General features: G+C 69.8%; 10 protein-coding genes. 3 read left to right on the top strand and 7 right to left on the bottom strand.

Annotated features, from left to right (window positions below):
* Positions 1 to 128 precede the first annotated feature (128 nt).
* The 4 genes from AB0F15_RS11720 to AB0F15_RS11705 form a co-directional block, all read right to left on the bottom strand.
* Entirely contained in the window at positions 129 to 1019 is an 891-nt protein-coding gene (locus tag AB0F15_RS11720) for an ROK family protein (protein WP_360268979.1), read from the bottom strand.
* Positions 1016 to 3835: a beta-mannosidase gene (locus tag AB0F15_RS11715; RefSeq protein ID WP_360268977.1), complete on the bottom strand. Its 2820-nt coding sequence runs from the start codon at positions 3833 to 3835 to the stop codon at positions 1016 to 1018. The genes AB0F15_RS11720 and AB0F15_RS11715 overlap by 4 nt, the downstream gene beginning before the upstream one ends.
* A complete protein-coding gene (locus AB0F15_RS11710; protein ID WP_360268974.1) occupies positions 3832 to 5256 on the bottom strand; it encodes an APC family permease in 1425 nt (474 codons plus the stop codon). The genes AB0F15_RS11715 and AB0F15_RS11710 overlap by 4 nt, the downstream gene beginning before the upstream one ends.
* 499 nt (positions 5257 to 5755) lie before the next feature.
* The gene (locus tag AB0F15_RS11705; protein ID WP_360268971.1) at positions 5756 to 5986 is read right to left on the bottom strand and encodes a hypothetical protein; all 231 of its coding nucleotides are present in this window, start codon (positions 5984 to 5986) and stop codon (positions 5756 to 5758) included.
* A 261-nt stretch (positions 5987 to 6247) separates the two neighbouring features.
* On the opposite strand from AB0F15_RS11705, the gene AB0F15_RS11700 reads away from it, so the two are divergent.
* From AB0F15_RS11700 to AB0F15_RS11690, 3 genes are all read left to right on the top strand, one after another.
* Positions 6248 to 6799: a snapalysin family zinc-dependent metalloprotease gene (locus AB0F15_RS11700; RefSeq protein WP_360268968.1), complete on the top strand. Its 552-nt coding sequence runs from the start codon at positions 6248 to 6250 to the stop codon at positions 6797 to 6799.
* A 106-nt stretch (positions 6800 to 6905) separates the two neighbouring features.
* Positions 6906 to 8024 carry a hypothetical protein gene (locus AB0F15_RS11695; protein ID WP_360268965.1) on the top strand — a complete coding sequence of 373 codons (1119 nt, stop codon included), beginning with the start codon at positions 6906 to 6908 and terminating at the stop codon, positions 8022 to 8024.
* A gap of 131 nt (positions 8025 to 8155) precedes the next feature.
* Complete coding sequence (locus tag AB0F15_RS11690; RefSeq protein WP_360268963.1) at positions 8156 to 9607, top strand: family 43 glycosylhydrolase; 1452 nt, start codon at positions 8156 to 8158, stop codon at positions 9605 to 9607.
* Positions 9608 to 9654: 47 nt separating this feature from the next.
* On the opposite strand, the gene AB0F15_RS11685 is transcribed toward AB0F15_RS11690, so the two are convergent.
* The 3 genes from AB0F15_RS11685 to AB0F15_RS11675 all read right to left on the bottom strand — a co-directional run bounded on the left by AB0F15_RS11685 (position 9655) and on the right by AB0F15_RS11675 (position 15751).
* A complete protein-coding gene (locus AB0F15_RS11685; protein WP_360268961.1) occupies positions 9655 to 11877 on the bottom strand; it encodes a beta-L-arabinofuranosidase domain-containing protein in 2223 nt (740 codons plus the stop codon).
* Positions 11878 to 11970: 93 nt separating this feature from the next.
* The gene (locus tag AB0F15_RS11680; RefSeq protein WP_360268959.1) at positions 11971 to 14652 is read right to left on the bottom strand and encodes an RICIN domain-containing protein; all 2682 of its coding nucleotides are present in this window, start codon (positions 14650 to 14652) and stop codon (positions 11971 to 11973) included.
* 13 nt (positions 14653 to 14665) lie between these two features.
* Entirely contained in the window at positions 14666 to 15751 is a 1086-nt protein-coding gene (locus AB0F15_RS11675) for an RICIN domain-containing protein (RefSeq protein ID WP_360268957.1), read from the bottom strand.
* Between the last annotated feature and the right edge of the window lie 7 nt (positions 15752 to 15758).

Below are 15758 nucleotides of genomic sequence, written 5' to 3'. Positions count from 1 at the left end.
CGGGGCACCGGCACACCACCCGGACGCCACAGCGCCGATCGTCACCGATCCGGCCACGGTCACGGCCGGACGACTTCGTCGCACCAGCTCCGTGCCGCGCGGGGGTCCGTCTCCTTGCGGCCGGCTCGCTAACCGCCCAGGGCCAGCGCCACCGCACCCAGCAGCGCCGCGTCCTGGTCGAACCGGGCCGCCACCAGCTGCGGCGGGAACGGCACCGCGTGCGCGAGGCGGTCGGCCAGCGCCGGCAGCAGCACGTCCGCCGACCGCACCAGCCCGCCGCCGACCGCGATGCGCTCCGGGTCCAGGGCGATCACCAGGTTGGCCACGTGCATCGACAGCTCGTCGAGCGCAGCCGTCACCAGCTCCTTGGCCTCGACGTTCTCCTTGGCCAGCGCGAACAGCTCCCCCGCGGTGACCGGGCGGCCGAGCAGTCTGCTCGCCCGGCCGCCCAGCCCACGCCCACCGACGGCTTCCTCCAGCGGCGCCGCTCCGCTCGCGAAACCCTCGGTGTCCTGCGGCGAGAGCAGGTTGTACCCGATCTCGCCGGCAGCTCCGTTGGCGCCGGTCAGCAGCCGGCCGCCGATCAGCACCGCGGCCGCGATGCCGGTGCCCAGGGACAGGAACACCGCCGGGTCGGCCCCGGCCAGCGCGCCCCACCGCCACTCCGCCAGCGCCGCCGCCTTCGCGTCCGTGCCCACCGAGATCGACCGGCCGGGGAACTCCGCGGCCACCAGCTCGGCCAGGCGCAGCTGCTCCCACCCGGGCACGTTCGGCGCGAGCAGGATGCGATCCGGCAGCACGATCCCCGGGCTGACGACGCCGATGCAGGCGGGCACCGCGCCCTCGTCGGCCAGGAGCGCCCTGGCCGCGGCGAGCGCGCGCACCACCACCTGCTCGGCCCCCGCCTGCGCGTCGGTGTCCAGCCGGCGCGTCGCCAGCAGGGTGCCGTCGCGGTCGGCGAGCCCCAGCGCCACCTTCGTGCCGCCGAAGTCGATGCCGAGAATCCGATCCCCGCTCACTCGTGCGTCCCTCCTGTCCCCCGCACCACGATCCGGCCCGTGTTGAATCCGTCGACGCTGATCACCGGGACCGCACCGTGCAGGTCGGCCGCCTGGTACGTGACCGTCAGTGTCTGCGACTGGCCCGGCCACAGCGTGATGTCGTTGTCGTCCCAAGTCGCGTTCGCGAGCTGGTTGTCCCCCGGTGCCTCGCGCCCGTCCGGCGTCCCGCGGCGGACGTCGGCCCGCAGGAAGAACGCCGCTCCGGGCGTCTTCGCGGTGTTGGTGACGGTCACCGTGGTGACCAGGCCCGTACCGGCCGGGCGGGTCGACGCCACCGCACTGACCTGCGACTTCGGCAGGTTCTGCAGGGCCTGCAGGTTGCTGTACTGCGACAGCGTGGCCTGCGGGTTGCCGAGGGTCTTGCCCCAGTCGACGACGTCCTTCTGCGTCGAGAGCCAGTAGACGTTCCGGTCGACGACCTTCCCGCCCTGCTTGACCTGCAGCTCGACGAAGTAGACCTGCGCCGGGGCCGGGGCTTTTGTCTCCGCGGGCACCTTGGGCTTGAGGACGCCGGTCTTGACGCCCTGACTGCCGAGGTTCAGGCCGGTCGCGGTCTGGTCGTCGAGCACCTTGCCCGCGGTGTCGAGCACCCGCGCCTGCACCGAGAGCCCGGACTGCGTGGCCGCGCCGAGGTTGTCCAGGGTCACGGAGCCGTTGTCGTAGCCGTAGAGGGCGTGCAGCGGCCTGTTCGCCTTCTGGGCGCCGAAGAACGCGCCCGCCTGGTCGCCGTCGTCGTTGTAGAGCGACCACAGCAGCGTCGGCCAGCCCTTGTTCAGCTGCCAGTAGACGACGCCGGTCGACGGGTTGGCCTTGTCCGTCGAGTGGTGCAGGAACGCTTCGAACTGCGAGCGGGTGTTCTCGTAGTTCGCGATGTTCGCGAGGTCCACATAGGACTTCAGCGAGGTCCACTTCCCGTACCGCTGCGTGATCGACTGGTCCAGGGTGTACAACGTGCCGAACGCGTAGCCGCCGTGGCCGGGCTCGAAGTTCGCGTGGTACTGGTTGTACGCCGGGTCCTGCCACAGCTTGGCCTGCTCGGCGGGCGAGAGGAACCGCTTGATCGAGTCGAGCGTCGGCACGGTGTGCCCGGCGCTCTGCTCGCTCGCGAAGCCCCACGCGCCACCCGCGTTCGTGCGGGAGGAGTCCTCGGGGTCGAAGTGCGAGCTGTCGTACCAGTAGGACGGCGGGACCCAGTCGTACGGGCCTTCCTTCTCCCCCGACTGGCCGAGGGTGGGCGTGCTCTTGTACTCCGCCGAGGCGATCACCGGGACCTGGAAGTCCTCCTGCTCGAACGCGGTGAGGACGGCGTGCTCCTGGTTCGGGAACGGCTCGTTGTCGCTCCAGCCGTAGTTGAAGACGCTGGGGTGGTTGCGCTCGCGCTGCGCGATGCTCACCGACGAGTCGTGGATGATCCGCAGGTCCCGCTCGCCCAGCTGCTCGGCGGTGTCCGGCTGCCAGGCGTCACAGCACAGGAACCCGCCGATCACCAGCAGGCCGGCGCGGTCGGCCTGGTCGTAGAAGTCCTGTGGCATGTCGTGGCCTTCGAGCCGGACGCCGGACAGGCCCAGGTTCTTGATCAGCGCGATCTGGTGGGCGGTGTCGGCCTTGTCGTAGCGCAGGAACAGGTCCGGCGCGAAGCCGCCGCCGCGGAACACGAAGTCCTTGCCGTTGATCGTGAACTGCCGCGCACCCGCCGGCAGCGGCTTGGACTTCCCGACCAGGCGCGAAGTCACCGTGCGGATGCCGAAGGTGCTCTTCGACGACGTCGACAGCACGCCGTCCTGCGAGACCGCGGTGGTGAGCGTGTACAGCGGCTGGTCGCCCATCGAGTACGGCCACCAGACGCGCGGGTGGGCGATCGTCACCGGCGCGAACGCCACGGTCCGCTTCGTGTTCGCCGGGATCGTGACGCGCTGCCGCACGACGATCGGCGCACCGGAGGGCGGGGTGATCGTCGCGGCGGCCTCGCCGGTCTGCGGCGTCGCCGCGTTGTTGGTGACGTCCACCTTCACCGTCAGCTTCGAACTGGACAAGTCGGGCGCGTTGTCCTGCACGACGTGGGCGTTTTCGCCGGTCAGCGCGTCGGAGACCTGCAGGGTGGGCGGGAACTGGATGCCGGTGTCGTTGTCCGGCGGGATCTGGCCCCAGTCGACCTGGTCGAGGGTGTACATCTTCAGCGGGTCGTTGGGGTAGACCTTGATCGCCAGAGTGTTCTTGCCCGGCTTGACCAGCTTCGTGACGTCGAAGGTGTGCCCGGCGAACGCGCCGCTCACGACGTCCTTCGTGGCGACGAGCGTGCCGTTCACCCAGACGTCGCCCTCGCCGACGATGCCCGGGATGGTCAGCTTCGCGTGCTGCCCCGGCCGGATGTCCGGGGCGAAGTCGGTGCGGTACCACCACGGGTCGGAGAACGGCTTCGTGACGACGGGGCCGAGCTTGTCGACGTACCCGAAGCACTTGCGCATGTTGTCGGAGTAGAAGACGTCCGGGCACTTGCCGTTCTGGACGAGGGCGTTGATCTCGGTACCCGGCGCGCCCGCGTCGTCCGGCTTGACCGGCAGCCAGCCGCGGGTGGCGTACCCGGGTGTGGAGACCTTCTCGCCGGCGTCCTTGACCTGGGCGGTGGTGAGGACCTGCCAGCCCTGCAGGCCGATCGTGCCGATCCCGTGCGGCCGGGTGGCCGCCCGGGTGTCCTGCGCGGCGGCGGGCCCGGCGACGCCGAGCACGCCGGGCACGAGGAGCAGCGCGGCGAGGACCGCGGACTTCCGGGTCATGCCTGAGCCCCTTCCGGTTCGGTGGCGAAGGCTTCTTTGATTTCCTTGGGACCGAACGGCCAGGTGCGCTCGACCGCCGCGTAGATCAGGTACACGACCGCGCCGGCGGCGATCCAGCCCAGCGACAGCCCGATGGACAGCAGGTCGGCGGAGACGTAGATGTAGACCCAGCCGACGAGCGCGATGAGCGTCGGCACCGGGTAGAGCCACTGCCGGTAGGGCCGCCGCAGCTCCGGTTGGCGGCGGCGCAGCACGATGATCGCGGCCACCTGGGCCAGCGACTGGATGATGACCAGCGTCGCGACCGCCGCGTTGATCACCGTGGTCAGGGTGAACAGCGAGCCGAGGATCGTGATCGCGCCCATGGTGAGCACGCCCGCGGTCGGCAGGTGCAGCTTCGGGTGCAGCTTGCCGAACACCGGCAGGAACACCTTGTCGCGCGCGGCTTCGAACGGCACGCGCGAGCCGCCGAGCAGCCCGGCGAACACCGACCCGATCGCGGCGATCACGATCAGCACGGTGATCGACTTGGCGGCCGCGGTGCCCCACACCTGCTCGAGCACCGAGGACGCGACGGACTTCGCGGCCTTCAGCTCTTCCAGCGGGATCGAGCCGAGGACCCCGACCTGCAGCAGGAAGTACAGGCCCATGATCCCGAGGATCGAGAAGATGATCGAACGGGGCAGCGTGCGGCCCGGCGTCCGCACCTCGCCGCCGAGGTAGGCGGAGGTGTTGTACCCGAGGTAGTCGTAGATCGCGATGATCAGGCCGGCGCCGAGGCCGCCCCAGAACGTGCCCTCGCCGGCGGAGCCGAACGCGCCCGGGGTGAAGGCGAACGCCTGCGCCGCGCTGAAGTGCGAGAACGCCGCGACGATCGTGGCCAGCACGGCGACGAGCATGACGACGAACAGCACCGTCGTGAGCTTGGAGATCTGGCCGATCTTGCGGAACAGCGCCAGGATGATCACCAGCGTGATGCCGACGCCGATGATCTTGCCCAGCGGGGTCGTGCCCGCGTCGTCGGTGACACCCGGGATCAGGTAGCCGAGGTACTGGACGAGCCCGATGATCCCGGTCGACATGATCAGCGGGATGAACAGCACCGCGCTCCAGACGAACAGGAACGGCATCAGCCGCCCGGTGCGGTACTGGAACGCTTCACGCAGGTAGAGGTAGGTGCCGCCGGCCCCCGGCATGGCCGCGCCGAGTTCGGCCCAGATGAGCCCGTCGGCCAGCGCGACGATCGCCCCGATGATCCACCCGAACATCGCCTGCGGGCCACCCATGGTGGCGACCATGGCGGGGATGGTCACGAACGGGCCGATCCCGCACATCTGCGTCATGTTGATCGCGGTGGCCTGCAGCGGACCGATCCTGCGCTCCAGGGCGGCCGGCTCCCCGGACCGGGTGGGTGAACTCACGACGTGCCTCCGACTAGTAGTTAGTAAAGTTTCTTAACATAGAACGACTGGGGCCGGAAGGGTTCCGCGGATAAACTTGCGGCAACTCGGGGGGACGCGTGGGACGAACCGGGCCATAGGGCGCGGCTTCGGCGACCGTGCGGGCGCCGAAGTCGCGCCTGGTGCTGGACCGGCTGCGCACGCGAGGCGACCCCGCTCCGGCTCGCGGCCGACGCCGGGCTGCCGGACCCTGCGGTGGGCCAGAGGCTGGTCGACCTGGAGCGGCGCAGCGCGGCCGGGTCACCCGCCGGGAAGGCCCCGCGCACCGGCCTTCGCTCGTCGCGACCTGCGCAGAGCGTGTCCAGCCGGGATCACGCTGCCGGATCCGTCCGGCTCGGCCGCGGAAGGCTTCGCGCGTCCGATGCCACCGCCCGCGCACGACCGAAAGCCCCGAGGATCCGAGGCGCGTCGTGCGAGGGGCCGCACCGGGGGCAACGCCCGGGCGGCCGTCCATTGTGGATCAGTCGGACGGCCCGCGCAGGGTGAGCACCACGCGCAGCACGTATTCCACCGCCGTCGGGAAGGGGGCGCCACGCAGTTCGCCGCGGTCGGCGAGGTTGCGGGATGCGAACTCCAGCTCCCGCTCCGGGCCGCCCCGCCGGACCACGAGCGCGGCGATCTCCTCGAAGTCGAGGCCCGGGTGGTCCAAGCGCGTCAAGGCGAACTCGATGATCAGTTCTTCGGCCGTCACGCCCGGCTCCTTCCGCTTCCTCCAGCCTACTCGTGTGCGGCGTCACCCTGCCCCGCCAAGCGGGGCGGACGAGGTGGTCGGCGCGCGTTCTCCCGTCGGCCGCCGGGACGTCACCCGCCCTTGTCAACCCGACTTTGGTGTTGGTAAATCACCACTTCCCCCGCCCTACGTTAGTCGGCTCCCATGACGACGTCACCCGGGTAAATTCTCGACAGCGCGCGCAATTCCGGCAAAACCCCCGTCCCCACGAGGAGTCTTCCGATGTCGAGGAAGTTCGCCCTGGCCGGCGCCGTCGCGCTCGCCTTGACCATGACCCCGCTCGCCGCCGGGACCGCGTCGGCCGGCACCGAGCAGGAAGCCGCCGTCACCACGGTCTACTACAGCACCTCCAGCGCGCCGAGCTTCCGCTCGGTCATCAACGCCGGTGCCGCCAACTGGAACCGCAGCGTCACCAACGTCAAGCTGGTCGAGCGCAGCTCCGGCGCGAGCCTCCGCTACACCGAGGGCAACGACCCCCGCGGCTCCTACGCCTCGACCAACGGGCACGGCAGCGGCACCATCTTCATCGACTACACCCAGGCCCGCCAGTACAACCCGACCCGCATCGCGGCGCACGAGACCGGGCACGCCCTCGGGCTGCCCGACCACTACTCGGGCCCGTGCTCCGAACTGATGTCGGGTGGCGGCCCCGGCCCGTCCTGCACGAACGCGGTGCCCAACAGCGCCGAGCGCAGCCGGGTCAACTCGCTGTGGGCCAACGGGCTCGTCGCGGCCAACGCCGAGCGCGTCTACGAAACCGTTTACGGCTTCTGAGCAGGTGAGTTGTGGCCCGGGCCGGTGCCCGGGCCACAGCCCTGACCGGGTCGATCTCGGCGATCGTCCCGATGTGGTGCGCCCGGACCGTCAATACGGTCAAAGGATGCGAAATCCACCACTCGTCGCCGGGTTGGCCGGCGTCCTTCTCCTGACCGCGCTCCCCGCCTCCGCGGCCGCGGCCACCCCGCTCGCGTTGCCCGCCCCCACCGGGGCGTACGCCGTCGGCAGCGTCGATCTGCACCTCGTCGACCCCGCGCGGCCGGACCCCTGGGTCGCCGGGACGCCCCGCGAACTCATGGTGACCGTGCGGTACCCCGCGCGGTCCGGCGGCGGCCCGAAAGCGCCCTACCAGGCACCGGAAGCCGCCAAACTGATCGCCGAGGAAGACGCGCGGACGCTCGGCATCGCCGCCGACCGGCTCGATTACACCTTCGCCACGCACGCCCGCACCGGCGTTCCCGCGGCCGGTGGGCGGCGGCCGGTCGTGCTGTATTCGCCCAGCGCCAAGTACCCGCGCTCGGTCGGCACGGCGCAGCTGGAACAGCTCGCGAGCGAGGGCTACGTGACGGTGGCGATCGACCACACGCACGAGCCCGCGGCGGTGGAGTTCCCCGGCGGCCGCGTCGAACGACGGGTCCTGCCCGCCGGCCCCGACGCCGGCCGTCAGCTGATCGCCACCCGTGTGGCGGACGCCCGGTTCGTCCTCGACGCACTCGAAACCGTGGCCCGCGGCGGGAATCCGGACGCCGAGCACCGAGCGCTCCCGGCCGGGCTGACGCCGGACGTCTCCCGCATCGGCATGTTCGGCCACTCCGCGGGCGGGTTCACCACCGCCGAGACGATGGTGCCGGACACCCGCCTGGATGCCGGGGCCGACCTCGACGGCAGCATGGCGTACTCCCAGCAGGCCCGCGAGTACGGCCGCGCCGCCGACGAAGGCCTCGACCAGCCCTTCCTGCTGCTGAGCGCGGGCAACCACAGCGCGGCGTCCGACCCTTCGTGGCAGGTGTTCCTCGCCCACCAGCGCGGCCCGGTCCGGACCCGGCACCTGCCGGACGGCGAGCACTTCAGCTACACCGACTACCAGACGCTGCTCCCCCGCCTCGGCCTCGACCCGGCGTCGCTCGCGCCGTTCATCGGAACCGTCGACCCGGGCCGGAGCACCGCCACCCAGCGGGTGACACTCGGCGCATTCTTCGACCGATATCTCAAACGCGCGTAACCCATTCTACGCAACACCGGATAGCCGATTCCCAAAACCGGGAATCGGCTGTTCTTTCTGTTCATCCGGCCATTTCCGGCGTAACGTCACAGGCTCCGGCTTTCTCTCCTTCTCGTCGATGTGAGGGCACGATGCGGCGATCACCCTGGCTGGCGGCGGCAATTCTGCTGACCGGCCTCTTCGTGGCGGCACCCGCGCGGGCGGCGACCACGTTCAGCAGCACGATGGTGAACCAGGGCAGCGGGAACTGCGCCGAGGTGCCCGACGGTTCGAGCGCGGTGCAGCTCGTCCAGCGCAGTTGTTCTTCCGCGGCGAAGCAGAGTTTCACCTTCACCCCTTACCAGAACAGCGCCGACGTCTACACGATCGCGACGATGACCGCGGGGAGCTGCGTCGACATCTTCGGCGCGTCCACCGCCGACAACGCGACCGTCATCCAATACGCCTGCCATTCCGGCACGAACCAGCAATTCCGCATGCAGGCCGTGGGCACGAACACGTTCACCGTCGTCTCCGTCGGTTCCGGGAAGTGCGTTTCCCCGGCGGCGAGCGGGGCCGGGCTCGTGCAGCTGCCGTGCACGACGGCGGCGAGCGGCGTCTGGCGGATCGCCGCCGGGACGAGCCCGGCCACCTTCAGCAACCCGCTGAGCCGGCACGGCCCCGACCCGTGGCTGCAGTACTACAACGGCTACTACTACCTGGCCACGACGACGTGGAACTCGACGATCACCATGCGCAAGTCCCGCACGCTCGGCGGGCTGGCTTCCGCGCCGGACACGGTCATCTTCACCCTCAGCAGGCCCAACGGCGCCGGGACGATGTGGGCGCCCGAGTTCCACCTGCTCACGGGGCCGAACGGGCCGCGCTGGTACCTGTACTACGTCGCCGGCCGCGATCCCTACGACCTCGGGACCCAGCGCATCCACGTGCTCGAGAGCGCCGGCACCGACCCGATGGGCCCCTACAGCTTCAAAGCCGACCTGCTCGACCCCACCCAGGACAACACCTGGGAGCTGGACCCGAGCATCCTGCAGCTCGACGGGAAGCTGTACCTGCTGGGTACGTTCTACAACGGCTCCCAGCCCAACTTCATCCGGCCGCTGTCGAACCCGTGGACGGCGAGCGGGACGCGGCACATCCTGTCGTCGCCGACGTACAGCTGGGAGACCGTGGGCGGCGCGGTCAACGAAGGCGCCGAAGTCCTGCAGCGCAACGGCAAGACGTTCATCGTGTTCTCCGCCAGTCACTGCTCCACTCCCGACTACAAGCTGGGCATCCTGACCTACAACGGCGGCGACCCGCTGCAGCAGTCGTCGTGGGTCAAATCCGCGCAGCCGGTCTTCCAGCGCAGTGACTCGAACGCGGTGTTCGGGCCCGGCCACAACGGGTTCTTCCAGTCCCCGGACGGCACCGAGGACTGGATCGTCTACCACGCCAACGACTCCGTGAACGGCGGGTGCGACCTGAACCGCACCACGCGCGCCCAGAAGTTCACCTGGAACGCGGACGGCACGCCGAACTTCGGCACCCCGGTCGCCCTGGGCACCCGGCTCCCGGTCCCGTCCGGCGAACCCGCGCAGTGAGGCGGTGAAGGCCACCTCGGGACCCCCGAGGTGGCCTTCACGGCTCCTCAGCCGACGACGATCCGGTCGATGTCCGGGGCCCAGCCCGAGGGGTTGGCGAGCCGGATCGTGTTCGCGCCCGCGGCCAGGCTCAGCGTCACCTGCACCGACCCGACCGTGTCCCAGCCACCCGTACCGGGCGTGGCGACCGAGACCGCCGCACCACCGTTGACACTCACCGTCAACGACCGAGCCTCACCCGAGGCGTAGAAGATCGTCACCGGATGCGCGCCCGCCGTGGCGGTCACCCCGGTGAACTGCAGGTAATTCGCGGAACCACCGCCGACGTACCCCACGAGGGCCCCACCCGACGCACCGGACGAACTCCGCACCGCGGCCTGCCCGGCCAGGGTCCCCGCCTCGGCCTCGTACGACGTCCCGGTGGGCGCCGTGCCGGTCAGCCGCCAGTACACCGTGTACCGCTGGTGGTGGGTGGCGTAGAACGGCAGCAGGGTGACCGCGCCCGTGCTCGCCGTCCCGGTGAAGCGCAGCGGATTCGCGGGATCCGCCTGCACCGTGCCCGTCTGCAACGTCGGCAGCGCGCTCAGGTTCGTCGAGCCGTACTGGCCCGCGAGGACGATCGGGCCGTACTTCACCGCGCCGACGCCCGCGTCGTCGTTGGCGCGCGGGAAGGCCAGTGACGCCGGGACCGACACGTCGACCACGTCCCCGGCCGCCCACGTCCGGTCGATCGTGAAGTACGACCCCGGTGCCGGGCTGCCCTGGGCGACGCCGTTGACCTTCACCACCGCGGCCGAAGTCCACTTGGGAATGCGGAGCTTCAGCGCGATGTGCCCGGACCCGCCGATCGTCAGCTTCGTCCCCGACGACGCCGGGAAGGTCGTGTCCTGCCGGACGGTGATCCCCCGGCCCGGCCAGGTCAGCACGGACGCGATGAACAGGTTGACGTACAGCGTCTCACCGTTGAAGAAGTAGACGCTGTCGGCGAACTTCGTCTGCGATTCCATGCCGGTGCCGTGGTCGCAGGTGAAGTCGTCGTAGTCGTTGGCGTAGGTCTTGATCCCGCCGGCGCGCAACGGCGTGTAGTACGTGACGAACCCGTGGCTCGAGTTCGGGTCCTGCTCGCCGAGGATCTGGTTGAACAGCGCGAGCTCGTAGTAGTCCATGTACTCGGGCACCGGATCGGTGAAGAACAGCTGCCGGGTCAGCTTGAGCATGTTGTAGGTGTTGCAGACTTCGCACGTGGTGTCCGAGAGCCGGCTCGCGATCGCGTCGGGTGTCTGGAAGTACTCGCCGTCGGAGTTGCCGCCGATCACGTACGAGTGGTGGTCGAGCACGATCCGCCAGAAGTTGACCGCGATGTCGCGGTAGCGGGTCGTGCCGGTGGCGTGGTACTCGCGGATCGCGCCGATGATCTTGGGGATCTGGGTGTTGGCGTGGAACCCCGACAGCCGGTCCTGGTTGGCGGCCAGGGGGTCGAGGATCTGGGCGTGGTCGAACCGCTGGGCCGTGGCGAGGTGGTTCGCGTCGCCGGTCGCCTGGTACAGGTTGGTGAGGACCTCGGGCATCCCGCCGAACTCCGTGCGCAGCGCGGCCTGCATCTGCGTGACCGACAGCGGATCGGTGCGGGCCTTCGTCCAGGCCGCCTTGCGCAGCAGGACGTCGAGGGCCTGCTGGTTGCCGGCCAGGAGGTACTGGTCGAGCAGCCCGGCCATGATCTTGTGCAGCGTGTAGTAGGGCGCCCAGACCGACTGGCCGCCCTCCAGGCGGTCGAAGAAGTTCTCCGGGAACGCCGACAGGTACCCGGTGTGGAAACCGCGTCCCGGTGCCGCCGCCTGGCACGCGGCGAGGGCGTTGACCAGGTAGTCGCCCTTGGTCTTGTACGCGGTGTCGCCGGTGTTGGCGTACGCCTGGGCCAGCCCGGACAGCAGGTGGCCGGTCGAATGGCCGCGCAGTTCCGTGCTGGGGCTTTCCCAGCCGCCGCAGGGCTGAGCCGAACTGGCGAGCCCGGCGTTGGTCCGGAAGGTGTGCAGCAGGCGGTCCGCGTCGACGAACCGGAAGTACGCCAGCTGGCGGTTCATGTTGTCGAGGAACGGGCCGGCCTGCAGCCGCACCGCGCCCAGCGGGAACGGGAACACCGAGACGCCGATGTCGGGACGGCCGGCGGCCGCGGCGGTGCCGGCGAAGGCCGGGGCGAGTGCGGCGCTCGCAGAGAGGGCGCCGACGGCTTTGAGCAGCAGGCGGCGGTCGAAGGTGGGTTCGCGCATCATCGAGCCTTCCTTGACTGACGAAGTGGCGCGGCCGGTCGTGAGTGGTAAATCGGGTTCTGACCCGATTTACCACTCACGACAGCCGCGGCAGGTTCAGCTCGCGAGGGTGATGGTCACCGTGTTCGCGCTCGCGGTGACCGTGTGCGTGGCGGCGTCGTAGCTCCCGCCGCTGACCGAGTTCACGCCGGTGGAGAGGAACACCGGCAGCTGGATGAGGACCGCGCCGCCGGGCAGCGTGCCCGACGTCGTCACCGTGACGACGCGCGCACCGCTCGAGCCGCTCACCGCGAGGGAGACCCCGTAGGTGGACCGGCTGCCCGAAGCCACGTCGTAGGTGTTGGTCAGGTTGCCCACCGACATGGTCTGGCCGGGCGTGACCCAGGCGTTCGGCACCCCGCGGCCGATGTAGAGCGGCCGGGTGAACGTGTACGGCCCGGAGCCGCTCGCCGCCAGGCCTTCCGCCACCAGCGACTCCAGCAGGCCCTGCTGCTGCCCGGCGATCGGCCACGCGTACGGGCACGCGCCGAACTGCGGGCCGGCGTGGCTGCCGATCCACGGGTTGGCCGTGCTCGGCCCGCTGCCGTTGGCCTCCCACCAGGCGTTCGGGCCGCCGGTGGTGGTCTTGAGCTGCCAGGCGTAGCTGGTGATCGGCAGGTCGCGGTAGTTGTCGGAGAACAACCCGTCGGAGGAGTACGACGTGTTGTAGGCCGTCGAGTACCCGTTGAACGCCCCGAACGTCGGGAACGGGTAGCCGTTGGCCGACAGCCGGTTGAAGCCCCACTGGTACATCCGGTCGATCTGGCCCGGGTCGCCCATGATGCCGGTCAGCGCGCCGCCGGAGAGCATCGTCGACCACTGGTTCTGCCCGACCCACCCGGGCGAGGCCCAGTTGGCGTCGTTGAAGGTGTTGCAGCGGTTGGCACTGTTGGGCTTGTCCACCTCACACGGCAGGTAGTTGAAGCCGTTCGCGGACTGGTTGCGACCGACCACCGTGTTCAGCGCGTTCAACAGCGAGGTGTACGCCGTGTTCGCCCACGTCGCCTCGGCGGTCTGGCCGATCTTGGTCGCGATGTACTTGTAGGACGCCAGCATCTGCAACGCCGAGAAGTTGCTGAACAGCCAGCGCCCGGTGGAGTCGTTGTCGAAGTTGGTCTGCAAAGTGCCGTCCGACGCGAGCTGGGCGGGGTACTTCACCCGGGCGATGGTGCGGAGGCTGGGCCCCCACGAGCCGGCGTCGTTGAAGTACTGGCTGACGAACGCGGTGTCGTTCGTCTTCGCCAGGTAGGTCGCCCAGGTGCCCATCGTCTTCCAGACGCCGTCCCAGTACCAGTTGGCGCCGACCTCGTCCCAGTTGTCCTGCTGGGCGATCCGCGCGGTGAGCAGCAGGTTCCGCGCGTCCCGGAAGTCGCCGGTCTCGAACTTGGCGGTCAGCTCGCCGGGGACGTCGTGGTTGAGGATCCAGTTGTAGTTGTTGGCGCCGGAGAACTGCGCCTTGCCCACCTGCATGATCAGGTTGTAGATGGTTCCCGCCTTGTAGGCGTTCGTCATCGCGGTGCCCGGGTTCGCCAGGTTTCCGGTGTTGGGCAGGGTCGTGTTCGGCAGGCTGAAGGTGTTCGTCTCGGCCAGCCGGGAGTTCCAGTACGACGTCATCTGGGTGTACGCGGTGTCGAAGTTCGGCGCGTTCGAGGACAGCGTGGTGCCGGTCGGCAACGCTACACCGCTGCCGAAGTTGTCCACGGCCACCACGAAGTCGTGGTTGCTGGTTTGCCCGGCCGCCACAGTGTCCGATGTGGACGATGTCAGCCGGACGAGACCCGGGCCGGAACCACCCGGCGGGACGGTCACCGAGCCGGAGCCGTTGTTCTTGATGGACACCCGCGTGTAGACGAGCATGACCGCGCTGCCGTTGATCGTCACCTTGTCGGCGAAGTTCTTGATGGTGATCCCGACGTTGCCCGAGGTCCGGGACGTGGTCATCGCCGGCAGGTAGCCGTTGTCCTCGGTCCACTGCACCGACTGCGCGCCCGGGTTGCCGCCGTAGGTGTAGGCGCTGAACGAGTACATCCCGCCGCACAGGCCGTTGTACGTCGTGTTCACCCCGCGGGCGAAGAACGAGCCGGACAGGTAGCTGAAGACCGGCCAGTAGTTGCCGTCCCAGCCGATCGCCGTGGTGTTCTGGAACCCTTGGCCGTAGGGGTCGTTCGGCGTCTGGAAGTTCGTGCCGTACGACCGCGGCAGCCCGGAGTTCTTGCACGCGTTCGGCGCGAGGTTCGGGATGCCCTGGTAGGAGTCGGATGTACCGGGGGTGTAGCCCGGCACGCGCCAGGCGCTCGCGCTCGAACACGGCAGCTGGACGAGCGCGTTGTTCGCCGGGGTGACGCACTTGCCCGAGCTGACGGCCACGACGTTGAACGTGTTCGTGCCGGCGGACTGCAGGCGGAACTGCTGGTTGGTCTCCCCGTGGCAGGCGTACTGGATCACCGCGGCGTTGTCCGCGGTGGACGCGCCGTAGATGTCGACGCAGCTGCCGGACGTGAACGTGCCGATGGTGTAGGCGTCGCCGGACACGGGGGTGAACGTGTACGACTGCCCGGCACCGGAGGTGCAGGCCGTCTGGGTCAGCTGGACGGCGCTGTCGCCGTTGGGCACGGTGGCGCAGCTACCGCTCGAGGAGTTGACCATCGTGCTGGTGAAGGTGGTCGCGGCGCCGGCCGGGGCCACCACGAAGAAGCCGGCCGCCAGGAGGGCGGCGGCCAGCAGGGCTGGACGTCTCATCGGGTTCTCCGGTTCAGAAGAGGAAGGAGCCGTACGGGCCGTTGAAGATCGCGGTCTTCTGGCTCTGGCTGAAGTGCGTGTTCGGGTAGTCGTAGAACGACGCCGACATCGGCGTCCCGTCGGTCGAGGTGGAGTCCGGCAGGCCGAAGGCGTGGCCCAGTTCGTGCACCATGCCGCCGTACCAGCGGTTCATCGGGCCGTTGAGCCCGGCCGCACCGTCGGCGTCGTGCTGGCAGAGGATCACCCAGCCGCCGCCTCCGCCGCCACCCGCGCCCGGCCCCTCGGCGATGACCTCGCCGACGTTGATCCACCGGCTGTCCGGCGCCTTCACGTCGAACCGGCGCAGCAGCTCCTGCTGCATGTTGAACACGGCCCACCAGTAGCGTTCGCTGCCGTTGGGCGTGTTCTCGTACCAGCTCTTGACGTGCTCGCCGGTGACCACCTGCACCACCGGGTCGGCGAGCCGGAACGTCTTGCCCAGCTCCTGGCCGTAGTACCGCTGGGCTTCGCGCAGGACGTTCGCGATGCCGTCCGGGTAGCGCTGGTCGAAGGGCACGTCGGACGGCCGCAGCAGCCACACCCGCACCGTCTTCTCGGCCGGCGTCTGCGTACCTCCGCCGGTCTGGTAGCCGGGCAGCCGCCACGCGACGGCCGTGCCGCAGGACTGCTGGACGAGCAGGCCGTTCACCGCCGTGACGCACTTGCCCGAGCCGACCGCCACCAGCAAGAAAGCGCTTCCCGAGGTCTGCAGCCGGAACTGCTGGTTCGTCCCCGGGTGGCAGGCGTACTGGATCACCGCGGCATTGTCCGAAGTGGACGCACCGGTGATGTCCGCACAGCTGCCGGAGGTGAACGTGCCGATCGTGTAGACGTCGCCGGACACCGGGGTGAACCGGAACGACTGCCCGGCCGCGGAAGTGCACCCCGACTCGGTCAGCTGCACCGCACTGTTCCCGTTGGGCACGGTGGCGCACTGGCCGTCGGCCTGGTCGACCACGGTGGTGGTGAACGCGGCCGCGGCCAGTGCGCTGCTCGCGGACAGCACCGAGAGCAGCCCGGCCACCAGGCAGGCCACCACCGCGGCGGCCAGCCGTGTCATGCCACGC

This window comes from Amycolatopsis sp. NPDC026612 (assembly GCF_040638285.1).
GTDB lineage: Bacteria > Actinomycetota > Actinomycetes > Mycobacteriales > Pseudonocardiaceae > Amycolatopsis.
This window is presented reverse-complemented; position numbering and strand designations above follow the sequence as displayed.